20 protein-coding genes are annotated in these 21817 nt (G+C 63.6%); 13 read left to right on the forward strand and 7 right to left on the reverse strand.

Going from position 1 to position 21817, the window contains the following annotated elements; all coding sequences use genetic code 11:
* Positions 1-641: 641 nt before the first annotated feature.
* The 7 genes from ACEN9T_RS13530 (at position 642) to ACEN9T_RS13560 (ending at position 9785) form a co-directional block, all read left to right on the forward strand.
* Complete coding sequence (locus tag ACEN9T_RS13530; RefSeq protein WP_413707961.1) at positions 642-2141, forward strand: sensor histidine kinase; 1500 nt, start codon at positions 642-644, stop codon at positions 2139-2141.
* The gene (locus tag ACEN9T_RS13535) at positions 2123-3496 is read left to right on the forward strand and encodes a sigma-54-dependent transcriptional regulator (RefSeq protein WP_413707962.1); all 1374 of its coding nucleotides are present in this window, start codon (positions 2123-2125) and stop codon (positions 3494-3496) included. Before ACEN9T_RS13530 ends, ACEN9T_RS13535 begins: the two co-directional genes overlap by 19 nt.
* A 379-nt stretch (positions 3497-3875) precedes the next feature.
* A complete protein-coding gene (locus ACEN9T_RS13540) occupies positions 3876-4466 on the forward strand; it encodes a hypothetical protein (protein ID WP_413707963.1) in 591 nt (196 codons plus the stop codon).
* Complete coding sequence (locus tag ACEN9T_RS13545) at positions 4466-5758, forward strand: MFS transporter (protein WP_413707964.1); 1293 nt, start codon at positions 4466-4468, stop codon at positions 5756-5758. Before ACEN9T_RS13540 ends, ACEN9T_RS13545 begins: the two co-directional genes overlap by 1 nt.
* Before the next feature lie 137 nt (positions 5759-5895).
* The gene (locus ACEN9T_RS13550) at positions 5896-7449 is read left to right on the forward strand and encodes a methyl-accepting chemotaxis protein (RefSeq protein WP_413707965.1); all 1554 of its coding nucleotides are present in this window, start codon (positions 5896-5898) and stop codon (positions 7447-7449) included.
* A 117-nt stretch (positions 7450-7566) separates the two neighbouring features.
* Complete coding sequence (locus ACEN9T_RS13555; protein WP_413707966.1) at positions 7567-7929, forward strand: hypothetical protein; 363 nt, start codon at positions 7567-7569, stop codon at positions 7927-7929.
* A 302-nt stretch (positions 7930-8231) separates the two neighbouring features.
* Positions 8232-9785 carry a methyl-accepting chemotaxis protein gene (locus ACEN9T_RS13560; RefSeq protein ID WP_413707967.1) on the forward strand — a complete coding sequence of 518 codons (1554 nt, stop codon included), beginning with the start codon at positions 8232-8234 and terminating at the stop codon, positions 9783-9785.
* Positions 9786-9926: 141 nt separating this feature from the next.
* Here the strand turns inward: ACEN9T_RS13560 and ACEN9T_RS13565 are convergent, their stop codons facing one another.
* Positions 9927-10259 carry a hypothetical protein gene (locus ACEN9T_RS13565; protein WP_413707968.1) on the reverse strand — a complete coding sequence of 111 codons (333 nt, stop codon included), beginning with the start codon at positions 10257-10259 and terminating at the stop codon, positions 9927-9929.
* On the opposite strand from ACEN9T_RS13565, the gene ACEN9T_RS13570 reads away from it, so the two are divergent.
* Both ACEN9T_RS13570 and ACEN9T_RS13575 read left to right on the forward strand, forming a co-directional pair.
* Positions 10254-11522, forward strand: coding sequence for a D-amino acid dehydrogenase (locus ACEN9T_RS13570; RefSeq protein ID WP_413707969.1), 1269 nt, complete (start codon positions 10254-10256; stop codon positions 11520-11522). The two genes, ACEN9T_RS13565 and ACEN9T_RS13570, sit on opposite strands and share 6 nt — an antisense overlap.
* Positions 11523-11645: 123 nt before the next feature.
* Positions 11646-12569, forward strand: a complete 924-nt coding sequence (locus ACEN9T_RS13575) for a glutamate/aspartate ABC transporter substrate-binding protein (RefSeq protein WP_413707970.1) — start codon at positions 11646-11648, stop codon at positions 12567-12569.
* A gap of 74 nt (positions 12570-12643) precedes the next feature.
* Here the strand turns inward: ACEN9T_RS13575 and ACEN9T_RS13580 are convergent, their stop codons facing one another.
* The 6 genes from ACEN9T_RS13580 to ACEN9T_RS13605 form a co-directional block, all read right to left on the reverse strand.
* The gene (locus ACEN9T_RS13580) at positions 12644-13393 is read right to left on the reverse strand and encodes an amino acid ABC transporter ATP-binding protein (RefSeq protein ID WP_413707971.1); all 750 of its coding nucleotides are present in this window, start codon (positions 13391-13393) and stop codon (positions 12644-12646) included.
* Positions 13390-14082 carry an amino acid ABC transporter permease gene (locus ACEN9T_RS13585; protein WP_252690975.1) on the reverse strand — a complete coding sequence of 231 codons (693 nt, stop codon included), beginning with the start codon at positions 14080-14082 and terminating at the stop codon, positions 13390-13392. The genes ACEN9T_RS13580 and ACEN9T_RS13585 overlap by 4 nt, the downstream gene beginning before the upstream one ends.
* Positions 14083-14084: 2 nt before the next feature.
* Positions 14085-14780, reverse strand: a complete 696-nt coding sequence (locus tag ACEN9T_RS13590; RefSeq protein WP_045206031.1) for an amino acid ABC transporter permease — start codon at positions 14778-14780, stop codon at positions 14085-14087.
* A 48-nt stretch (positions 14781-14828) separates the two neighbouring features.
* Positions 14829-15674 carry an ABC transporter substrate-binding protein gene (locus ACEN9T_RS13595; RefSeq protein ID WP_413707972.1) on the reverse strand — a complete coding sequence of 282 codons (846 nt, stop codon included), beginning with the start codon at positions 15672-15674 and terminating at the stop codon, positions 14829-14831.
* A gap of 390 nt (positions 15675-16064) precedes the next feature.
* Complete coding sequence (locus tag ACEN9T_RS13600) at positions 16065-16643, reverse strand: hypothetical protein (RefSeq protein WP_413707973.1); 579 nt, start codon at positions 16641-16643, stop codon at positions 16065-16067.
* 90 nt (positions 16644-16733) lie between these two features.
* Positions 16734-17525 (reverse strand): IclR family transcriptional regulator, encoded by a 792-nt coding sequence (locus ACEN9T_RS13605; RefSeq protein WP_413707974.1) that lies wholly within the window; start codon positions 17523-17525, stop codon positions 16734-16736.
* Between the two features lie 319 nt (positions 17526-17844).
* Here ACEN9T_RS13605 and ACEN9T_RS13610 point away from each other — a divergent pair, with 319 nt between their 5' ends.
* The 4 genes from ACEN9T_RS13610 to ACEN9T_RS13625 are packed head-to-tail and all read left to right on the forward strand — an operon-like array spanning position 17845 to position 21796.
* Positions 17845-18540, forward strand: a complete 696-nt coding sequence (locus ACEN9T_RS13610) for a 3-oxoacid CoA-transferase subunit A (RefSeq protein ID WP_413707975.1) — start codon at positions 17845-17847, stop codon at positions 18538-18540.
* Positions 18537-19199, forward strand: a complete 663-nt coding sequence (locus ACEN9T_RS13615) for a CoA transferase subunit B (RefSeq protein ID WP_413707976.1) — start codon at positions 18537-18539, stop codon at positions 19197-19199. Before ACEN9T_RS13610 ends, ACEN9T_RS13615 begins: the two co-directional genes overlap by 4 nt.
* A 22-nt stretch (positions 19200-19221) precedes the next feature.
* Positions 19222-20424, forward strand: coding sequence for a 3-oxoadipyl-CoA thiolase (gene pcaF, locus ACEN9T_RS13620; protein ID WP_092969191.1), 1203 nt, complete (start codon positions 19222-19224; stop codon positions 20422-20424).
* 7 nt (positions 20425-20431) lie between these two features.
* Positions 20432-21796: a 3-carboxy-cis,cis-muconate cycloisomerase gene (locus ACEN9T_RS13625; RefSeq protein WP_413707977.1), complete on the forward strand. Its 1365-nt coding sequence runs from the start codon at positions 20432-20434 to the stop codon at positions 21794-21796.
* The last annotated feature ends 21 nt before the right edge of the window (positions 21797-21817 follow it).

Consider the following 21817-nt stretch of genomic DNA (forward strand, 5'->3'; position numbering starts at 1 on the left):
ATGGAGCTCCGAGCTCGACTGGCCAAGCTTTTTACTCGGCGGATGGGGCTCTGAGCTCGACTGGCCGAGCTTTTTGCTCGGCGGATGGAGCTCTGAGCTCGGCGGCCCGAGCTTTTTGCTCCACGGATGGGGTTCCGAACTCCGCGCCCCGAGCTTTTTACTCGGCAGACGTGTATGCCGAGCTGTCGGATGCCTCACAACGATGGCGTTTAAATCAGCACGTTTGCTAGAAAACGCTGCTATGGAAGGTGAATCGGCAGATTCGATCGAATTGGCTTGGCCCCGTGTTGATTGCATTTGCGCAAACTCCCGTGCGTGGTGCCGTGGGCTAGATTGGAGGCCTTGATGGAATCCTCTGCGCCAGCCGCGTGTCTGTCATGACAGCGGGATGAGCGCACGCGCACTGTGCCGGGTCGAGATACGGGCATGCTGCAAGGCGGATGAAAGGCCTGCCGAGAGAAACTCTCCTTTGAGCGCGGTTCAATGAACGCCAGGACACACCTACATCCAACTCGCATTGAGCTGGCCTACCGATTCGCATCCTTCAAGGTGTCGATGCTCGACCCCGCTCGCATTGCTTCCCGCCTGTTCACGGCCAAGAACCGGTTCAGTTGTTCTGTTGCGCCGTCATGGTCGTCCCGATGAAACGTCCGTCGTTCTCCGCCCAGCTCGCCGTCCTGTGGGGGCTTGTCGCCATCATCTGTGCCACGCTGCTCGTGGTCGTCTGGGTGATGGCTCGCTCTGCGGCAGACAGGCACGTGGCAAGCGCAAAGGTGCAGGCCACGGCAACCTGTGAAGCCGTTGCGTCGCGCTATCGCCAATCGATACTGCCCTCGGATGCGGTTGCCAGTGCCGACCTGATGCGCGGCATTCTCGACGTCGTTCTGGCGTCGGCGCCGGGCGTGGAGGGCGGGTTCTGGTCATCGCGCGCGGCGCCCAGCCAGAACGGCTTTCTCGCTTATTCATTCCCGACCTACCAGGGCAGCGGTATCAAGCGGGACATTCCGGAGGCGGAAATTCCGCTGATCCTCCGCACGTTGCAAACTGGCCTTCAAGGGCAGCAGGTCGCCACAGACGCTGTGGTGACCGGGCACGATGCCGTGGTTGTGGCCGCGTGCCCGATCCCGGGTCACCAAGACGTGTTCGTCTGGACCATGATGCGAGCCCAGCCCGCGCTGGGGCAAACCGGCAGAGAACTGGTGACCGGCCTTGCCATCGTGCTTGCCGGGATTCTCGTGACAGCGGTGGCCTTTGGGGTTGTGCTGCGCCGCTGGAAGCGTCAACTCGGGCAACTCGAAATGGCCTTGCCGCCCCGTGGAGACGGCACACGCCTGCCGCTGGTGGGGGAACCGGATCTCGATCGCATCGTCGATGCGTTCAATGGTTATGTGGCGCGCGCGGAAGCGCTGCAGCAAGAGACGGCCAGACTCGGGCAGCGGCTGGCGCAGGCTGAGCGGTTCAGCGTGCTGGGCAAGCTGGCCGCGCAGGTCGCACACGAGATACGTAACCCGACCGGGGCCATGCGGCTCAAGGCGGAGAACGCACTGGCAGGGGACAGCACACGCCAGCAGGAAGCGCTGCGCGTCATCCTCGAGCAGATTGGCCGCATCGAAACACAATTGACCAGCCTGCTGGCGCTGACACAGCCGGTGCGCCTGCATGTGCAAGAAGCCGATGTGGCGCAGTGGCTGGACGGCGTGGTCGATGCGCACCGGGAGCTTGCCCAGCAGCGGCGCGTGAACCTGGTGTCAACGTGCGACGTTCGAGGCGCCGATGGCGACGCACTGCCCGGTCCGCCCCGGTTCGATCAGGAACAATTGCGGCGAGCGCTCGACAACTTGCTGATCAATGCCATCCGCCATGCGGGACAAGGTGGCGCGGTGACGGCCCACGCTACCCGCATCGAGACCGGCGCACGGCCGAGCCTCAGGATCACCGTATCGGACAGTGGCCCCGGCGTGCCGCCCGAGCAGCGCCAGCACATCTTTGAGCCCTTCGTAACCGGCCGTCCGGAGGGCTCGGGGCTCGGCCTCGCGGTGGTCAGCGAGGTCGCGGCTGCCCATGGGGGCCGCGCATGGCTGGACGAGACCTCCGACCTCACCTCATTTGTAATGGAAGTGCCATGGCAACCATCCTCGTAGTCGATGACGACGACGCATTCCGGGAGGGCCTGACCGAAACGCTGACCGATCTCGGGCATCGTGTTGTGGAAGCCGGGTCCGGAAAGGGCGCCCTTCAGATGCTGGGCGACGGGCTGTGCGCCGATTGCGTGTTTCTCGATTTCCGCTTGCCCGATCTGAATGGCCTCGATGTGCTCGAGGCGCTGCGCGAAAAGCCCGCGCTGAAGGCGCTTCCGGTCGTCATGCTCACTGCATATGCCAGTTGCGACAACACCATCGGTGCGATGCGCCTGGGCGCCTTCGAGCATCTGACGAAACCGGTCGGACGCCGCGACATCGCAGTGCTGCTGGAGCGGATCTTCTCGGCCAATCAGCCGTGCGCCATGACTCCGGACAGCGGCGCGCCGTTCGTGGACGCGCCCGAAGCCGACCGACCTCAACTGCTCGGTATCAGCGCCGCGATGCGTACCGTGCAGAAGATGGTCGGCCGGGCTGCCATGACCGACGCGACGGTGCTCATTACCGGCGAGACAGGAACAGGCAAGGAAGTGGCGGCGCGCGTGCTCCACGCTTGTTCCAATCGGCGGGGCGGTCCGTTCGTTGCCGTCAATTGCGCCGCCATTCCACACGACCTGCTCGAAAGTGAACTGTTCGGGCATCGCAAGGGCGCATTTACCAATGCCACCTCGGACCGCATCGGCAGGCTGGTGGCCGCCAATGGCGGTACGCTGCTGCTCGATGAAATCGGCGACATGCCGACCGCCATGCAGGCGAAGCTGCTGCGCACGCTGCAGGAGCGTCAGGTGACGCCGCTGGGCACCAACCGGGCCGTACCCATCGACTTGCGAGTGGTGGCCGCCACGCATCGCGATCTCGATGCGATGGTGGCAGCGGGCCAGTTCCGCCAGGATCTGCTCTACCGGCTCAATGTTGTCGCGCTCCATCTGCCGCCCCTGCGCGAGCGCGTGGCTGATATCTTGCCCCTGGCCGAGTATTTCCTTGCTTCAGCAGTGCGCGCGACGGAGCGCCCCATGCATCTTTCCGCCGAGGCACAGCGCCTGCTTGTCGAGCACGCGTGGCACGGCAACGTGCGCGAGCTGAAGAACGCGATGGAGCGCGTCTGTTCGCTGGCGCCTGGGCCTGCCATCACGGCAGACGATCTGCTGTTCCTGCGCAAGCCACCTGCAGTGCCCGGGCGCGCACTGCCTGCCGAGCTTGTCGAACTCCCGCTTGCGGAGGCAGTGGAACGCGTGGAGCGGGCGCTCATCACGCATGCGCTCGCGCTGGCGAACGGCAATCGGGCCGATGCCGCGCGCCGGCTGGGCATCAGCCGTCAATCCCTCTACACCAAGATGGCGGCGCTCGGGTTGAGCTAGCCCGTCAAGAAAACAGACATCTGGGTGTCAAGCAAACGGACAGCCCCGGGGGCGACTGGCCACCGGGGCCTTGTCCTATCAAGGCCTTTGGGATGGCACAGCGTTTGCAATGGATCCACTGCCCCGCGACGGGAGTGAACCATGCAACGAATCCAGTCCACCCCTCAAGCTCGACATGCTGCGCGTCCCCCGCGTGCGCTTCGCAACGCGCATGTCGTGCTGTGCCCGTCGGTCCTGCCCCCTCCCATAGCGCCTGTCCTGCAAGAACGGGCGCGCCCGATACCGCATCGTTCTGCAGGCCGTCGCTCCTGGTCGGGTCTGCGAGACGGCGCAACTTCACGGCCGCTTTTCCACCTCCCACTTGATTGAAGCACGACTGATGCATCCGATCGACCCGGCACGACCGACTGAAGCACAAGGCTCTGTCACGCAATTCCTGATGAACGAACACGGGGACCTGGACGGCTTCATTCTCGACGGTATCTGGCAGGTGTATTTCCCGCCGCACTTGTCGGTAAGCGTTGCGGCACATGTCATGCAAGGCGACACGGTACGTGTGAAAGGCGTCGCGCCACTCAGGCTCGACGTGATGTCGGTGGTTGCGATTGAAGCCGAAGACGGCAAGACCATCGTCGACGACGGACGCGAGCGCAATCGGGGCCGCCATAACGATGACGAGCGAGACGTTGAACGGGTACCGGTCGACATGATCGGTACGGTGGTGCTGCCGCTCTATGGCCCCGGGGGCGAACTGTGCGGCGCGCTGCTAGGCGGCGGTACTTCGCTGCGCATGGCCGTGCGCGCCGCTGAAGACGCGTCGAGCTATTTCACACCGGGCACCCGGGTGCATGCGTGGGGAGAACTCGTCGCGAGCGCGCTGGCCAGTACGCTCGATGTGGACAAGATCGCGCTGGCCAGCGACGGTATTGCCCCTCCAGCTACCCGGACAGACCGGGCGAGTGCCGCCTGATGACGATGCATTCCGTCGCCGCCAACACCAACCTGGATCTGCACGGCGGCCGTACCGCTTCCACACGCAGCCTGCGGGGCCTCGACGCACTGAGCTTCTTGATGGCCGATGTCCGGGACGGCGTCGGACCGTTTCTGGCGGTGTTCCTGAAGGGGACGCAACAGTGGTCTTCGTCAGACATCGGTCTTGTCGTGGGCGCGAGCGGCCTCGCTGGTGCCGTTGCCCAGATACCGGCTGGCATGCTGGTAGACGCCGTGCGCGCCAAGCGCGCCATGATAGCCATCTCGGCCGGTGTGATCGGACTCGGTTGCATGCTGATCGCATGGTCGCCCACCTGGTCCGTCATCCTGTACGCGCAGATTGCGCTGGCGTTGGTCTCCGCGGTCATCGGGCCGTGCCTCGCGTCATTGAGTCTTGGGATCGTCGGCCACCGCCGGTTGCCCGCACGCGTGAGCCGCAACGAGGTCTTCAACCACGCGGGCAACTTCAGCGGCGCGGTCCTGGCGGCCACCGTCACGCACTACGCGGGCACGCTGTGGCTCTTCTATATCGTCTGCGCGTTCTCTGTGGCCAGTGCCTTTGCAGTGGCGCTCATCCGGCCGGCCGACATCGACTATGAGGTTGCGCGTGGCAGCGAAGCGCTGCACCTGCAAGGCGGGACCGGGCAACCGCAGCCCATTCTGGACGTGTTCAAACGGCGCGATCTGCTGGCACTGCTCGCCACAGTCGTGCTGTTCCATTTGAGCAATGCGGCCATGCTGCCGCTTGCCGGCCAGATGATTGCCGCAGAAGCGCCGCATAAGGGCGTTCTCTGGCTGGGCGCCTGCGTGATTGCGGCGCAGTTGGTGATGGTGGTGGTTGCTGCCGGTGTCGGTCGTGCAATCAAGGCTGGTGTCGGCCGGAAGAAGCTGTTTCTTGTTGCGCTGGCGGTCCTGCCGGTGCGCGGCGTTCTGTTTGCACTCACGAGCAGTCCTTACGCCGTCATTGCCATCCAGCTTCTGGATGGTGTGAGCGCCGGCATCTTCGGCGTTGTGATCACCGTCATGCTTTCCGACGTCATGCGCGGCACCGGCCGCTTCAACCTGGCGCAAGGCGCCGTCTCGTTGGGCCTGGGCATCGGTGCGGCACTCAGCAATCTCACCAGCGGCCTGTTGGTCGACCGTTTCGGCTTTGCGGCCGCGTTCCTCGCACTTGCGGCAGTGGCCGTTGCGGCAGTCCTCGTCTTTGCGGTCTTCATGCCGGAGAGCGACTCGCGCGGTAGGGCCACGCAAGCCGCGCAGTCCAGCGCGTGACTCAGCAATGAAACCAGGAGGGCATCGGCACCACGACGCAACGTTGTCGGGCAGCGCAGTTTGAACGGTACAGGCCGCACGGTGGCTTGAATAAACGTCTTCAGAGAAAGACTTGTTTTTTTGCAATGGGGAGCAGCATGAAGATCAAGACACAACTCTTTTCCGCGTTCACGGCACTCGCTGTTCTGGTGGCCATCGTCGCCACCATGACGTGCTTTCAGTTGAACGCACTCAGCACGAGGTTCGGGAATTTCGAGCGCGGGCTTTATCTCAGGTCAAAGCTGGTGGCCGCGGTGCAGGTGGATGTCGAACGAAGGGCCGTTGCTGCACGCAACTTGGTGCTTGCGGATACGGATGCAGACCGGCGCGCCGCGTCAGACGCCATCGCCAAAGCCCATGCAGCGGTGCAAAGCCAACTGACACGCCTGGAAGAAGAAGCCAAGAATGGCCCCGACACAAATGACCAGACGCGCGCCTTGGTGGGCGCCATTCGCGCGGTTGAGAATAAGTACGGCCCTGTTGCGCTAGCCATCGCGAAGTTGGGCGAGACAGGGCATCGCGACGCCGCAATCGACAAGATCAACCGAGAATGCGTGCCGCTGCTTGCCGCACTGGATGACGCTGTTGCAGCGTATGAGACGGTCGTATCCCAGCGGTCGGGCGATGCCGTGGACGCAGCGCGGGCGTACGCAGCCACTGCGATGTGGATTGCCGTCGTGGTCGGGTTGTTTGCCTTTGCAGCCGCCGGCGTGCTGGGCGTTGCCATTGCACGAAGCGTGCTGGGTGCCCTGGGCGCGGAGCCTTTGAGGCTGGCGGCCATTGCCTCGAGCATTGCAGATGGCGATTTCCGTGCGCAGGAAGACTTCAAGGTTGCATCCAATGGAAGCGTGCTGTCGTCAATGAAGCAGATCTGCGACGGGCTGGGCACGCTCATCGGTCGGGTGAGCGATTCGGCACAGTCGGTTTCTGCCGGCTCCAGCCAGATCGCCAGTGGCAACGTGGATTTGTCGAGCCGCACGGAAGAACAGGCGTCGGCACTGGAGGAGGTGGCCTCCAGCGTGGAAGAGCTGACCACCACGGTGCAGCAGAACGCCGCCAACGCGCGGGAGGCGGCCACGCTGGCGGTCAACGCATCGGACGTTGCCCGGCAAGGCAGTAACGAGGTGGACAACATGGTCGAGACCATGGGCAAGATCAGCGCAGGGTCGGTGCGCATCAACGAGATCACCGCGCTCATCGAAGGGATTGCTTTCCAGACCAACATCCTCGCGCTCAACGCTGCGGTGGAGGCTGCCCGTGCCGGTGAACAGGGTCGCGGCTTTGCGGTGGTGGCCAGCGAGGTGCGCACGCTCGCGCAGCGCTCGTCTTCTGCGGCCAAGGAAATCAAAGAGCTGATCGAGTCGTCGCTCGAGCATGTGCGCGAAGGCGATGTTGCCGTAGGGCGCGCGGGACACACCATGCGATCTGTCACCACTGCAGTGGCCAACGTAACGTGCCTGATTGAGGACATTGCGTCTGCCAGCGCGGAGCAGAGCCAGGGCATTGCGCAGATCCATACGGCGGTTTCCGAAATGGACGAGATGACGCAACGCAATGCCGCGCTGGTTGAAGAGGCGGCCGCGGCGTCGCAGGCGCTGGAAGAGCAAGGCAATCTGCTGGCGGAATCTGTGAAGCACTTCCAGGTGGCATAGCACGCGCGCGCCCAAAGCGCGTTCGTGTTGCTCCGCGCTCCCGCTGCCAGGCCATTCGAAACGTGATGCGACGGGAGACGCGGCGTGGGATGCGGCGTTCAGGCGCGGCCAGCGATATTGCAGCAACAACGAGATGGAAAGAGAAACGGGGAGGGAATGATGCCGGGCTGGCAGATTCAGCATTTCTACGGCTGTGCGATACACGTGCTCGTTGTGCCGGGCACCAGGCGGCGGCGCGGCTATTCGTACACAGGCTTCGTCTGCACGCGAGAAGACGACGTGATGATGTATCCGCGCCTGGAGCGTTTCCATAACCCCTCGGCCGATTTCGATTCGACGGACGCTGCCATGGCAGCCGCGCTGGGGCAGGGAAAAGGCATTGCGGCACGCCTGCTTGCAGTGGCCAGAGACGAAAACGCGCCGTGTTTCACGGCCAGCATGCTGCTGGCCCCGCCCGTCCCGCGTAAAGAGCAGCCCTGACGGAGGGTGGCCTGCTGGCTTCCGCCCCCCACCGAGTTGGCTGAGCGAAAACTGCCCGCGAGACGCGGGTTCAGATTCTCCACTTCGATCCGATAGGGAAGAAGGGCCTCTTTGAGTGGAGGGTTTTTCGCATCCCTCAGCCCAATCAAGATTTCTTGGCCGATTCGCTTTCGCTATTGCACATCGCTTGGCTGCTGCTCCGGCGCTGAACTCCCGCTCCGGACTGCTTTACAGCCGACGAAGCATCGGCGGAGAGCATCAGCAGACTAGGGCCACGCGGGTGGCGAAGGGAACGGAACAGAATGCAGCTCATCAGGAACATGGGAATCGGCAAGCGTCTTGCCTTCGGATTTGCCGTTGTGCTGGCGTTTTCTGTCGTCATCACCGCCCTTGCAATCTGGCGTCTCGACAATGCCGCGACGGCGACGCGGGCCATGATGAATGAGCCGCTGCTCAAGGAGCGTCTGATTGGCGACTGGTATGCCAATCTGGTCGTCGGCATCCGCCGCACCATTGCGGTCGCCAAGAGCGCTGACCCCACGCTGGGGCCGTATTTTTCACAAGAGGCAGCGGCTTCATCAAAGGCCTCGGGCGAGTACCAGAAGAAGGTGGAAGCGCTGCTGTCCACCGAAGAAGAGAAGACGCTGTTCGCCAAGATCGGCGAGCTGCGCAAAGGCTATTTGAGCGCGCGGGATGCCATCAACGCGGCCAAGGCTGCGGGCAATCCAGACGAAGCGCAGCGGGTGCTCGACCAGGTCTTCGTGCCAGGTGCCAATGCGTATCAGGACATCATGCGTCAACTGCTGGAGGTGCAGCGCCGGTCGATCGACGATATCGCGAAGGACATCGACGCCAGCGCCGCAAAGAGCCGCACGTTGCTGATGGTGCTGGAAGGGCTGATCTTGGCGCTTGGCCTTGTCTTTGCCTACTTCCTGACAGTGAGCATCACGCGGCCATTGCATGTGGCGGTCGGGATCGCAAGCCGTGTGGCAGCAGGGGATCTGTCGAGTGTGGAAGCTGCCAACTCGAAGGATGAGACCGGCAAGCTGTTGCAAGCCCTGGCTGACATGACGCAGCAATTGGTGGGTACGGTCGGAAGTATCCGCGTTGCAACCGAGTCGGTGGCCGGCGCCGCAGGCCAGATTGCGGCGGGCAACATGGATCTGTCCACGCGCACCGAGCAACAGGCCGCTTCGATCGAGGAGACGGCAGCCAGCACGACGGAGCTGACCGAGGCAGTCAAGCGGAACGCCGATAACGCGCGTCAAGCCACATCGCTCGCAGCCAGTGCGAGGGAGATGACGGAAGCCGGACGCGCTGAAGTCACCGCGATGGTGCAAACGGTTAGCGAGGTCAGCACGGCCTCCAAGAAGATTGCCGAGATCACCGGCTTGATCGAGGGTATCGCGTTCCAGACCAACATCCTGGCACTCAATGCCGCCGTGGAGGCCGCGCGAGCCGGCGAACAGGGCAGAGGGTTTGCCGTGGTGGCAGGCGAGGTGCGATCGCTGGCGCAACGCGCATCAGGGGCTGCGAAGGAAGTGAAGGAGCTGATCGAGGCATCCACCGGAAAAGTTGAACTCAGCTCCGAGCAGGCGTCGGGCGTGAATGCCGCGATGGCCCGCGTGAGTGTGGCCATTGAAGGCGTGTCGAGCATCATTGCTGAAATTGCGGTGGCGTCGGACGAGCAAAGCCAAAACCTCGAGCAGGTGAGCCAGGCAATCAGTCAGATTGACCAGGTGACGCAGCAGAATGCAGCGCTGGTGGAAGAGTCCGCCGCCGCAGCGCAAGCGATGCAGGAGCAGTCCGGGAACCTGCGCCGCGCAGTGAGCGTCTTCAGGCTCGGGGCGAGCTAGCGGCAAGCAAGCGGCGCTGCGTCACCCGCCGCTCACGCACGGAATTTCGCCCCCGCGGATCACTCAATCCCCGCATCCGGCGTGCATTCCCTAGCACGCAGACCCCAGCCCAGCGCCGGTTTGGCCTTTGACGTTCCTGCCCTAGATGGCGCCTTGAATTTCTGTTGCAGAGAGGAAAAAGGAAGGGAAACTGTCTGAGCGCAGCGAGTTTTTCCCTTCCCCTCTCTGCGACATAAATTCAAGGGGAAGTCGCCATCTCGGGCGCGCCTTTCTTTGCTTACTTTCTTTGGCAAGACAAAGAAAGTGAGTCAGCCCCGGCAGGGGATGAAACAAGGGATGGACCACCAGTCCAAAAGAACCAACAAAAAACCCATAGCCCCACAACATCCCCCCCAACAACTCCGCATTTGCCCAACCCCTGCCGGGCTCCTTAAGCTGCACCGACATTCCAAAATACGCAGCTTCTTCATGCAAATAGCAGTAGTCGGCGCCGGCATCATCGGCATCAGCACGGCCTATGCGCTGGCTCAGGAAGGCCATCAGGTCACCTTGGTCGAGCGCCATCCAGGCCCGGGCGAGGGCACCAGTTACGCCAACGGCGGCCAGTTGAGCTACAGCTATGTGGCGCCGCTGGCGGGCCCCGGTGTGCTGTCGCATGTGCCGGGCTGGCTGCTGCGCCGCGATTCGCCGCTGCGCCTGAAGCCTTCGCTGGACCCGGCGTTGCTGCGTTGGGGGCTGCGCTTCATCGCGGCCTGTAATCGTGATCGGGCTGATCGCACCACGCGTGAGCTGCTCGCGCTGTCGTTCTACAGCCGCGCACGCATGGAAGCGTTGCGGGAGGCGTCGCCCGACTTGGCGTTCAGCTTTGCGCGCCGTGGCAAGCTGGTGGTCCATCGCGATGCTGCGGCGTTTGAATCGGCACGCGCACAGGTCGGCTATCAGGCGACGCTCGGCTGCGAGCAGCGTGCGTTGTCCGCCGACGAAACCGTGGCCCACGAGCCCGCGCTTGCCGGCGTGCGTGACCGGATCGTCGGCGCCATCTACACGCCCGACGAAGATGTGGCCGATTGCCACCAACTCTGCGTCGGCCTGTTCAACCGGTTGCGCGCGATGCCGAACGTGACGCTGCGCTTCAATACCGGTGTCGATGCGTTGTGGACCGAAGGTCGCCGTGTGCGGGGTCTCAAACTGGCCGGTGGTGAGCAGGTTGCCGCTGATGCCGTGGTGATGGCCGCGGGCGTGACGAGCGCCAGGCTGCTCAGTCCATTGCGCATCGACGCAGGGCTGTATCCGCTGAAGGGTTACAGCATCAGCCTGCCGCTCGGGGAGGGCGATGTTGCCCCGGTGATCAGCGTGACGGATGCCGCGCGCAAGATCGTCTACGCCCGCATTGGGCAGACGTTGCGTGTGGCGGGCATGGCCGATCTGGTGGGCTGGTCGACGGCGCTGGACACACGCCGCGCCCAGACGCTGTATGACGAAACGCGCGCGCTGTTTCCGGGTGCCATGCGGGCGAATGATGCGGGCGCCGATGCCGCACCCTGGGCTGGCATGCGCCCTGCGACGCCAACGGGCGTGCCCGTGGTGGGCACATCGCCGGTGGAGGGATTGTGGTTGAACGTTGGTCACGGAGCGTTGGGCTTTACGCTGGCGCTCGGCAGCGCAGGCTTGCTGACCGATCTGATTGCCGGCCGCAAGCCCGCGATTTCCCCAGTGCCGTATGCGCTGGCTGCATGACACAAGAACGAGATTCAGAACGAGATTCAAAGACCGAGCGTGCAGGCTTGACGATGTGCGTCTGGCCCGCGCCAATTGGTAACCAAAGTAGTCTGGAGCGAACACACCCATAGGAGGGGAAGCATGAAGACCTTGCATTCGACCAAACGTATTCTGTGTGGCCTGACGCTGGCTGCGGCCGGTGCGCTGGCAGTGCTGTCGACCGGTGCGCAGGCGCAGTCGAACGACACGCTGGCCAAGATCAAGCAATCGGGCGTGATCTCGGTGGGCTATCGCGAGTCGTCGATTCCGTTCTCGTACCAGGCTGACGCCAATACGATCACGGGCTACTCGCAAGAGATCTCCAACATGATCGTCGCGGGTGTGGAAAAGACGGTGGGCAAGAAGCTGCAGGTCAAGCTCACGCCGATCACATCGCAGAACCGCATCTCGCTGTTGCAGAACGGCACGATCGACTTCGAGTGCGGCTCGACCACCAACAACCTTGAGCGCCAGAAGCAGGTGGCGTTCTCGAACAACATCTTCATCTACGGCATGCTGATGCTGGTGAAGAAGGACTCGGGCATCAAGGACTTTCCCGACCTGAAGGGCAAGACCGTGGTGACTACCGCCGGCACGACCGAAGATCGCATCCTGCAAAAGATGAACGGCGAAGCCAAGGACGCTGACAAGATGAACCTGATCCTCGCGAAGGATCACGGCCAGGCGTTCCTGACGCTGGAATCGGGCCGCGCTGTGGCCTTTGTGATGGACGAGCCGCCGCTGTATGGCGAGCGCACCAAGGCCAAGAACCAGGCCGACTGGGTCGTCACGGGCAAGCCGCTGCAGACCGAAACCTACGCTTGCATGATGCGCAAGGACGATCCGGCGTTCAAGAAAGTGGCCGACGACGTGATTGCCGACCTGATGAAGTCGGGCAAGGCAAACGATCTGTACAAGAAGTGGTTCCTGTCGCCGATTCCGCCGAAGGGCCTGAACCTGAACTACCCGATGACGGCCGGCATGAAGGAGCTGTACGCACACCCGAACGACAAGGCCATTCAATAAGCCGCGTTGTCGCGGCATGCGAAGCAAACGGGGAACAGTGTTCCCCGTTTTTTATTCGCCTGCTGCCTGAAGGTTCAGGCGGGCTCGCTCCAGGGCGAGCGGATGTCGGCCAGGAAGCGTTGCGCGCGCGGGTGTTGCGGGCGCTGGAAGAAGTTTTCCGGCGTGGCGCGCTCCAGCACCTGTCCCTGATCCATGAACAGGACGCGGTCGGCTACGTCGCGGGCAAAGCCCATCTCGTGTGTGACGCAGACCATGGTCATGCCATCGCGGGCGAGGTCCTTCATCACCAGCAACACCTCGTTCACCATCTCCGGGTCCAGCGCGGAGGTCGGCTCGTCGAACAGCATGACGGGCGGCTTCATGGCCAGGGCACGCGCGATGGCCACGCGCTGTTGCTGGCCGCCCGACAGCTCGCCGGGGTAGGCGCCTGCTTTGTGCGGCAGCCCTACGCGTTCAAGCAGGCTCATCGCAAAATCCTTGGCTTCCTGCGCTTGCATGCGCTTGAGCTGCACCGGCGCCAGCGCGCAGTTCTGCATGACGGTCAGGTGCGGGAACAGGTTGAACTGCTGGAACACGAAGCCGATGCCGCTGCGCAACACGTTGACGTCCACGCCGGGCGCATGCACTTCATGCCCGTTGACGACGATGCGGCCTTTCTGAATGGCTTCGAGCCGGTTCAACGTGCGGATGAGCGTCGATTTGCCCGAACCCGACGGCCCGCACACGACCACCACTTCGCCCTTGGCAACGGTTTCGTTGATGTCGACCAGCGCGTGGTAATCGCCGTACCACTTGTCGACGTGTTCGATCGTGATCATGTTCATGGTTTGGTCGGGGCGCTAGCTGCAAGGCGGCGCTCAAGGTAGAACGCCACGCGCGTGAGGCTGAAGCACATGATGAAGTAGCTGATACCGAGCAGGCCGTACACCTCGGCGGACTTGACCATCACGGCGGTGCTGATCTGCCCCGCCACGAACGACACCTCGGGCAGGCTGATGATGTAGCCGAGCGAGGTTTCCTTGATGGTCGAGACGAGCTGATTGACGAGCGACGGCAGCATGTTGCGCAGCGCCTGCGGCAGGATCACCCGCCGCATTGCCTGCATGTACGACAGACCGAGCGAGCGGGCACTCTCCATCTGCCCGCGCGGCAACGCCTGGATGCCCGCGCGCACGATCTCCGCCAGATACGCGCCGTCGAAAATCACCAGCGCGGTCAGCATGGTGCTGAATTGATCCGTGCGCTGGCCGGTGACGGAGGGCAGCAGGAAATACGCCCAGAAGATCACCATCAGCAGCGGCGTGCCGCGCACCACGTAGACGAGCGCGGTGGCTGGCCAGCGCAGCGCGGCGATCGGGCTCACACGGCACAGGCCCAGGATGATGCCCATCGGCAGCGCCAGCACGAGGCCGGCGGACGCCAGCAGGAACGTCAGCGCCAACCCGCCCAGCGGCCCGTTCGGGTACTGGCCGATCAGGTAATAGATACCGTAGGTTTGAATGAGATCGAGCATGGCTACAGCGTCCGGACGGGGTAGCGATGCTGATACCAGGCAGAGAACACCGTGATCGCAATCGAGATGGTCAGATAGGCGGCGGTGGCAAACGCAAACGCTTCAAAGCCGCGGAAGGTGGCGGACTCCACCTGCTGTGCCTGGTACATCAGCTCGGCCACGCCGATGACCATGGCGATGCTCGAGTTCTTCCACAGGTTCAACGTTTGGCTAACCAGCGGTGGAACCGTCACCCGCAGCGATTGCGGCAGCACCACCAGGCGCATGGCCTGCAGGAACGAGAGCCCGAGCGCGCGGCTGGCCTCAAGCTGTTCCTTCGGGATCGAGCGGATGCCGCTGCGGATGTCTTCCGCCATATACGCGGCGGTGTAGAGCACGAGCGCAATGACGGCGCTCGCGGCCTCGTAGTTCATGCTGTAGAGCCAGTCCCGGATGAACTCCGGCAGGATCTGCGGCGCGCCGAAATACCAGAACAGCATATGGGCGAGCAGCGGCACGTTGCGGATGGCTTCGACGAAGGTCTGGCCGATGCCGCGCAGCGGCGCGGCCGGCGCCAGGCGCAGCAGCGCCACGACGATGGCAAGCGGCAGCGCCAGCACGAAGGCCAGCACTGAGAGCTTGATCGACAGGAAGAAACCGCTGACGAGCCACTGGTGATACTGCCCCGAGAGCAGCATCGACAAATCAAAATGGGGCATGGAGATTCACCGCCCAGAACGGCGTCCGGGCGGCCCGACCTTTAACGATTAATCGATCTTGTCGGTAGAAATCTTGAAGGTGCGCTGCGGGAAGGCCATCTTGGTGTTCGGGCCGAACCACTTGTCGAACAGCTTCTGCGCCTCGCCGCTCTTTTCCATGCCAAGCAGCACGTCGTCGACCTGCTTCTTGAAGGCCGGCTCGCCTTTGCGGATGCCCAGTGCGAGGTGTTCGGTCGACAGGTTTTGCGGCAGGAGCGCGTAATCCTTGGCTGCCGGACCCATCTTGGCCATGTTGCCGATCAGCGTGGTTTCGTCGTTCACGTAGGCGACGCCCTTGCCTTGCTGCAGGGCCAGCAGCGCCTGCGGGCTGTTGTCGAACGAGACAACGTCGGCGTTCTTGATGGCTTTGGCAATGTTGGCTTCCATGGTCGAACCCTTGACCGTCAGGAGCTTCTTGCCATCAAGCTGGGCGAGCGACGTGATGCCGCTGCTCTTCTTCACCATGGCCTTCTGGCCGGTGATGAAGGTCGACACCGAGAAGTCGATCTGTGCCTCGCGCTCCTTGTTGTGCGTGAGCGAGGCGGCCAGCAGGTCCACGCGGCCTTGCTGCAGTTCGGGCAGGCGTGCGGCCACGGCCAGTTGCTTGAGCACGGGCTTGACGCCCAGGCTCTTCGCGATGGCGTCGCACATGTCGACGTCGTAGCCGACGATCTCGCGGCTCATCGGGTCTTTCAGGAAGCTGAATGGCTCGTCGGTGCCGAGCACGCCGCAGACGAGCTCGCCTTTCTTTTTGATATCGGAAATTTGATCAGCGTGCGCAGTGGCGGCGACCAGGGTGGCCGCAGCCAGGATGGCGGCACCCGCAAATTGCGTCAGACGTCGGTTTGTTTTCATCGGATTTCCTCCTTGACGACTTGGGTGGTGAACAGTGTGCGAATCGAGATCGGATCGGGGATCGCCCGCGAGCATACCGGCGTATGCGCGATTTGCATGCGCGGACTTCGGATAACCATATGACGGCGAGCAGAATGCCCACGCCAGGCCCGCGCGGAACGCCCAACTATAGTCCATGCCGACTCGGCAGAGATGGCGGATGGCAAGCGGGGCGGGGTGCAATGCACAGGCGGGTGTTGGGGTTGCCGGGTTGCGCGCGTGCAGCCCGGTAAGGCTGGCGCAGCAAGGCAGGGGCCCGGCAGATGTTGGATCAAATGAGACTTTGTCTGCCATTAATGACATGGCAGCCGACCGCGCTCCATCAGGGGATTCCCGGGGCAGAGGGTGGGCTTAGAGCGTTCCGCAGATCGATTCGTTGATGGGCACGTCGCCCACGGTCTCGTGATCGTTACCGCGATAGCGGTAGACCAAGCTCAGGCCCAGGCGCGTGAGGATGCGCACGTCGCCGTTATTGCAGATGTTCTTCTGCAGGATCGGCACGAAATTCAGCCGAAAGCCTTGCGATGCGGCCGAGTGCGCCGCGTAGTTGGTCAGCGTGATGACGAAGACGAGGTTCTTCTTCTGGGCCAGCGAGCATTGCGCCAGGGAGGTTTCGCGGTCGAGCGGGACGGGGGTGAAGCGATTGATTTCAGCGCAGGCCTGAGCGAGGGCTCGGTCTGCATTGCGGGCAGGGCCCGTGAGGGCCGGCACGCCGGCGGCGGCCGTGCTGCGACCCGTGGCGGCGCCCACCAGCATGCGGGCCAGCGGCGTCAATTCCTGCATGGCCGTCGCCAGCGACGTCGATTGGGCCCACACAGGGCTGGACAGCAACGGCAGGGCAAGCGCCAGGATGCACGAAGCACGCGCCCGGCGTTGGCGGCCTTTCACATCCAGACCGGTGTGAATGGCGGTGTGTTGAGTCACAGACATCCTCTTTGCCCACGGAGCCACAATTTTATTGAAAAAACTGTCGGGATGCGAGGCGCGCAGCGCACTGGGCGCTGCCGCCTTTAACTCAGGTCAGGTCCGTACCCGCACCATGGCAGAAATACGCTCGGCCGCCTGCTGCAGCGGGCCGAGAAACTGCTTCGTCATCTGTTTGCCTGAAGTCCGGTTGGCCTGGCCGCTGATGTTCATGGCGGCGATGATATCCCCCGCGCGATTGCGGATCGGCGCCGACAGCGAAATCAGCCCTTCCTCAAGCTCCTGGTCGACCAGCGCCCAACCCTGTTGGCGCACGCCGGCAATGATCTCCTTCAGTGCGTCGACATCTGTGATGGTGCGTTGCGTGCGCGCCCGCCGGTCGGACTCGCGCAGTGCAATGTCGAGCTGGTCCTCGGGAAGGCCCGACAGCAGTACGCGACCCATCGACGTACAGAACGCCGGCAGGCGGCTGCCGACAGACAGGTTCAGCGCGATGATCTTCTGCGTGGGCACACGCAAAACATAAACGATCTCCGTCCCATCCAGGACCGAGGCGGAGCAACTTTCGTGCACCGTCTGCACGAGTTCTTCCATCACCGGCTCGGCCAGGTTCCAGAACGGCATCGAGGTGAGATAGGCGAACCCGAGATCGAGGATCTTGGGCGTGAGGCGGAAGAGGCGGCCCTCAAAGCTGACATAACCCAGGCTGAGCAGCGTGAGAAGGATGCGGCGGGCGCCGGCGCGGGTCAGCCCTGTGGCCTCGGCGACTTCGGAGAGCGTTTGCTCGGGACGCTCAGCATTGAACGCGCGGATGACCGACAGGCCCCGGGCAAAGGACTGGACGTAGGAATCGCTGGGTTTTTCGGTGGGCAGTTCGGCAGCAGACATGCAAAAAAAGATGGAAGCGGTGCAGTGGCCTCAAGCCTACTGGCATTACCCCGGTTTCGCTACTCGAACGGTTGATCGGTATGCGTACGCCTTGACACGCTCAGGAAGGCAGGCGTAGATTAGTTCTTGGATCGAACTTGAGTTCGTATAGCGAACAAATGTAGGAAGATAAGCGTGGGCCGGACAGCAAAGGCCTGTGTCGATCCGATCGTCAAACAGGAGACTCGCACGCCGCCCGGTTGCGGCTCGGCCATGTCCGGCCCCCGCGATGCTCCGAACCGCGCTAGCCATCGAGAATGTGCGGCGCCCTTGCCGGAGAATGCACGTGATCAACAAGCTTTGTTCGTCTGTGGAGGCCGCCCTGGCCGATATCCCGGACGGTGCCACCATCATGATTGGCGGGTTCGGTACTGCCGGCATGCCATCGGAACTCATCGACGGGCTCATCGCGCATGGCGCGCGTGAGCTGACCATCATCAACAACAACGCCGGCAATGGCGAGATGGGCCTGGCCGCGCTGCTCAAGGCGCGCCGCGTGCGCAAGATCGTTTGCTCGTTCCCGCGCCAGGCCGATTCATATGTGTTCGATGCGCTGTATCGCGCCGGCGAGATCGAGCTGGAACTGGTGCCGCAAGGCAACCTGGCCGAGCGCATCCGCGCCGCAGGTGCTGGCATTGGCGGCTTCTTCTGCCCGACTGCCTATGGCACGCAATTGGCCGAAGGCAAAGAAACGCGCATCATCGACGGCAAGCCGTACGTGTTCGAGTTGCCGCTGACCGCCGACTACGCCCTCATCAAGGCCCTGCGCGCCGACCGCTGGGGCAACCTCGTTTATCGCAAGACGGCGCGCAACTTCGGGCCGGTGATGGCAATGGCGGCCAAGTGCACTATTGCGCAGGTCAGCGAGACGGTGGAGCTTGGCGAGCTGGACCCGGAGCACATCGTCACGCCGGGCATTTTTGTGAAGCGCGTCGTGCAACTCGGCAACGCTGCGCAAGCGAAGGAGGCCGCATGAGCGCCGAAACCACCGCCAAGATTCAACGCTGGACGCGCGACCAGATCGCTACGCGTGTGGCGCGTGATATTCCCGATGGCTCGGTCGTCAACCTGGGCATCGGCTTGCCGACGCTGGTGGCGAACCAGTTGCCGGCCGATCGCGAAATCATCCTGCACACCGAAAACGGCCTGCTGGGCATGGGCCCCGCGCCCGCGCCCGGGCAAGAAGACGAAGACCTCATCAATGCCGGCAAGCAGCCGGTCACAGTCAAGCCTGGCGCATCGTTCTTCCATCATGCCGATTCGTTTGCCATGATGCGAGGCGGCCATCTCGACTATTGCGTGCTCGGCGCCTTCCAGGTGTCGGCCACGGGTGACCTTGCCAACTGGCACACCGGTGCACCCGATGCAATTCCAGCCGTGGGCGGTGCGATGGATCTGGCCATCGGTGCCAAGCGTGTTTTCGTCATGATGGAGCACCAGACCAAGCAGGGCGAAAGCAAGATCGTGCCGTCGTGCACGTATCCGCTGACGGGGATCGGCTGTGTCGATACCATCTACACCGACCTCGCGGTGATCGACATCACGCCAGAAGGGCTGGTGGTGCGCGAGATGGCCGTCGGCCTCGATTTCGATACGCTGCAGACGATGACGGCGGCGCCGTTGCGTCGTGCCTAGAACCATTGGAGACAGAACCATCATGACCGAAGCCTTTATCTGCGACGCCATCCGGACCCCCATCGGCCGATACGGCGGCAGCCTGTCTGCCGTGCGCGCGGATGATCTGGGTGCCGTGCCGCTCAAGGCGCTGATGGCGCGCAACCCGCAGGTCGACTGGTCGGCCATCGACGACGTGATCTTCGGCTGCGCCAACCAAGCAGGGGAAGACAACCGCAACGTGGCGCGCATGTCGTCGCTGCTGGCCGGCTTGCCGGACAGCGTGCCGGGCTCCACCATCAACCGCCTGTGCGGCTCGGGCATGGACGCGACCGGTACCGCCGCGCGCGCCATCCGCTCGGGTGAAACCGCGCTGATGATCGCGGGCGGCGTGGAGAGCATGAGTCGAGCGCCGTTCGTGATGGGCAAGGCCGCGAGCGCCTTCTCGCGCGATGCCGCCATCTACGACACCACCATCGGCTGGCGCTTCGTCAACCCGCTGATGAAGGCGCAATATGGTGTCGACTCGATGCCCGAGACCGCCGAGAACGTCGCCACCGACTACAAGATCAACCGCGAAGACCAAGACCGCTTCGCGCTGCGCAGCCAAGCCAGCGCCGCGCGTGCGCAAGAAGACGGCACGCTCGCTCAGGAAATTACTCCGGTAACGATCCCACAGAAGAAAGGCGATGCCATTGTGGTGGACCGGGATGAGCATCCCCGCGCCACGAGCATGGAAGCGCTCGCCAAGCTCAAGGGCGTGGTGCGTCCGGACGGCACCGTGACCGCCGGCAATGCGTCGGGTGTGAACGATGGCGCCTGCGCGCTGCTCCTTGCCAATGAAGACTCCGCCAAGCGCTTTGGCCTGACCCCGCGTGCGCGCATCGTCGGCATGGCTACCGCGGGTGTGCCACCGCGCGTGATGGGCATTGGCCCGGCACCGGCGTCGCAGAAGCTGCTCAAGCAACTGGGCCTGACGATTGATCAGATGGACGTGATCGAGCTGAACGAGGCGTTTGCTGCGCAGGGTTTGGCAGTGACGCGTCAACTGGGCCTGCGTGATGACGACCCGCGCGTCAACCCGAATGGCGGCGCCATCGCACTGGGCCACCCGCTCGGCATGAGCGGCGCGCGCTTGGTGACGACGGCGATGTATCAGCTGCAACGCACGGGCGGACGCTATGCACTGTGCACGATGTGCATCGGCGTGGGGCAGGGCATTGCGCTGGTGATCGAACGCGTTTGATACGGCCGTGACCAGCGGACTGCTCGATCGCGCATTTTCCACACCGGCCATGTTGGCGGTGTGGTCCGATGCGGCCACCGTGCGCGCGATGCTCGATGTGGAGGCCGCTCTCGCCCAGGCCGAGGGCGCGGTTGGCGTGATTCCGGCGCAAGCCGTCGCGCCGATCCGCGCGGTGTGCGCCAACGTAACGTTGGACTTGGATGCGCTGGGCACCGCCGCTGCCAGCGCTGGCAACCTGGCGATCCCGCTAGTCAAGCAACTGACCGCCGCCGTCGCGCAGCACGATGAAAACGCCGCGCGCTACGTGCATTGGGGCGCGACCAGCCAGGACATCATCGATACCGGTTTGATGCTGCAGTGGCGGCAATCGGCGGAGTTGATCGAAGCGGATTTGCAGAAGTTGGCGGACGGTCTGGCCGCGCTGGCGCAACGTCATCGCAACACACCGATGGTGGCGCGTACATGGTTGCAGCAAGCCCTGCCGTCCACGTTCGGGCGCAAGGTTGCGGGCTGGCTGGAAGCGGTGCATCGTGCGCAGGATCGTTTTGCCGCGTTGCGCGCGCATGTGCCCGCGCTGCAGTTTGGCGGGGCGGCAGGCACGCTTGCCAGCCTGGGCGTACATGCATGCGCCGTCGCTCAAACGCTGGCGCACGCGCTTGATCTGCCGCTGCCTGCTCTGTCGTGGCACGGCGAGCAAGATCGAATCGCCGATATTGGGACCACGCTTGCACTGCTGACCGGCGCGCTGGGTCACTTCGCGCGCGATCTCTCGCTGATGATGCAGACCGAGGTCGGCGAGGTTGCCGAGCCGTCCGGTGCCGGCAAGGGCGGTTCTTCCACCATGCCGCATAAGCGCAACCCGGTTGGCTGCGCGACGGTGTTGGCTGCGGCCACGCGCATGCCTGGCCTGGCGAGCACGCTGCTGGCCGCGCTGCCGCAGGAGCACGAACGCGCGCTCGGCGGTTGGCAGGCGCAGTGGGCGACGTTGCGCGAGATGGCCTGCCTTGCGGCGGGCGCGCTCGATCGCATGTGCGAGATCGTTGAAGGCCTGCAGGTCGATTCGGCTCGCATGCGCGCAAATCTCGACGTTACGCACGGCCTGATCCTCGGTGAAGCCGTGATGCTGGCGCTCGGCGCAAATCTTGGTCGCCTGCAAGCGCACCATGTGGTCGAAGCGGCCAGCCGCAAAGCCGTACAAGAGAGCAAAACGCTGCATGACGTGCTGGCCCAAGACGCCGACGTCCTGCGCATCTGGGGCACCGCCACGTCGCAACGGCTGAGCGCGCTGCTCGATCCCACCCATTACCTTGGCGATGCGGGCGCCGCTGTCGACCGCGTGCTCGCGGAACACGCTCGCCGCCATCATCCCTGAACACACATTCCACGGAGACAC

Origin of the sequence: Ralstonia sp. Ralssp110 (assembly GCF_047325135.1) — a bacterium.
GTDB lineage: Bacteria > Pseudomonadota > Gammaproteobacteria > Burkholderiales > Burkholderiaceae > Ralstonia > Ralstonia mojiangensis.

Excerpts from the sequence above, each read along its gene's own strand:
- ACEN9T_RS13530 (WP_413707961.1), top strand. The coding sequence starts at position 642 with ATGAAACGTCCGTCGTTCTCCGCCCAGCTCGCCGTCCTGTGGGGGCTT.
- ACEN9T_RS13535 (WP_413707962.1), top strand. The coding sequence starts at position 2,123 with ATGGCAACCATCCTCGTAGTCGATGACGACGACGCATTCCGGGAGGGC.
- ACEN9T_RS13540 (WP_413707963.1), top strand. The coding sequence starts at position 3,876 with ATGCATCCGATCGACCCGGCACGACCGACTGAAGCACAAGGCTCTGTC.
- ACEN9T_RS13545 (WP_413707964.1), top strand. The coding sequence starts at position 4,466 with ATGACGATGCATTCCGTCGCCGCCAACACCAACCTGGATCTGCACGGC.
- ACEN9T_RS13550 (WP_413707965.1), top strand. The coding sequence starts at position 5,896 with ATGAAGATCAAGACACAACTCTTTTCCGCGTTCACGGCACTCGCTGTT.
- ACEN9T_RS13560 (WP_413707967.1), top strand. The coding sequence starts at position 8,232 with ATGCAGCTCATCAGGAACATGGGAATCGGCAAGCGTCTTGCCTTCGGA.
- ACEN9T_RS13570 (WP_413707969.1), top strand. The coding sequence starts at position 10,254 with ATGCAAATAGCAGTAGTCGGCGCCGGCATCATCGGCATCAGCACGGCC.
- ACEN9T_RS13575 (WP_413707970.1), top strand. The coding sequence starts at position 11,646 with ATGAAGACCTTGCATTCGACCAAACGTATTCTGTGTGGCCTGACGCTG.
- ACEN9T_RS13580 (WP_413707971.1), bottom strand. The coding sequence starts at position 13,393 with ATGAACATGATCACGATCGAACACGTCGACAAGTGGTACGGCGATTAC.
- ACEN9T_RS13585 (WP_252690975.1), bottom strand. The coding sequence starts at position 14,082 with ATGCTCGATCTCATTCAAACCTACGGTATCTATTACCTGATCGGCCAG.
- ACEN9T_RS13590 (WP_045206031.1), bottom strand. The coding sequence starts at position 14,780 with ATGCCCCATTTTGATTTGTCGATGCTGCTCTCGGGGCAGTATCACCAG.
- ACEN9T_RS13595 (WP_413707972.1), bottom strand. The coding sequence starts at position 15,674 with ATGAAAACAAACCGACGTCTGACGCAATTTGCGGGTGCCGCCATCCTG.
- ACEN9T_RS13600 (WP_413707973.1), bottom strand. The coding sequence starts at position 16,643 with ATGTCTGTGACTCAACACACCGCCATTCACACCGGTCTGGATGTGAAA.
- ACEN9T_RS13605 (WP_413707974.1), bottom strand. The coding sequence starts at position 17,525 with ATGTCTGCTGCCGAACTGCCCACCGAAAAACCCAGCGATTCCTACGTC.
- ACEN9T_RS13610 (WP_413707975.1), top strand. The coding sequence starts at position 17,845 with ATGCACGTGATCAACAAGCTTTGTTCGTCTGTGGAGGCCGCCCTGGCC.
- ACEN9T_RS13615 (WP_413707976.1), top strand. The coding sequence starts at position 18,537 with ATGAGCGCCGAAACCACCGCCAAGATTCAACGCTGGACGCGCGACCAG.
- pcaF (WP_092969191.1), top strand. The coding sequence starts at position 19,222 with ATGACCGAAGCCTTTATCTGCGACGCCATCCGGACCCCCATCGGCCGA.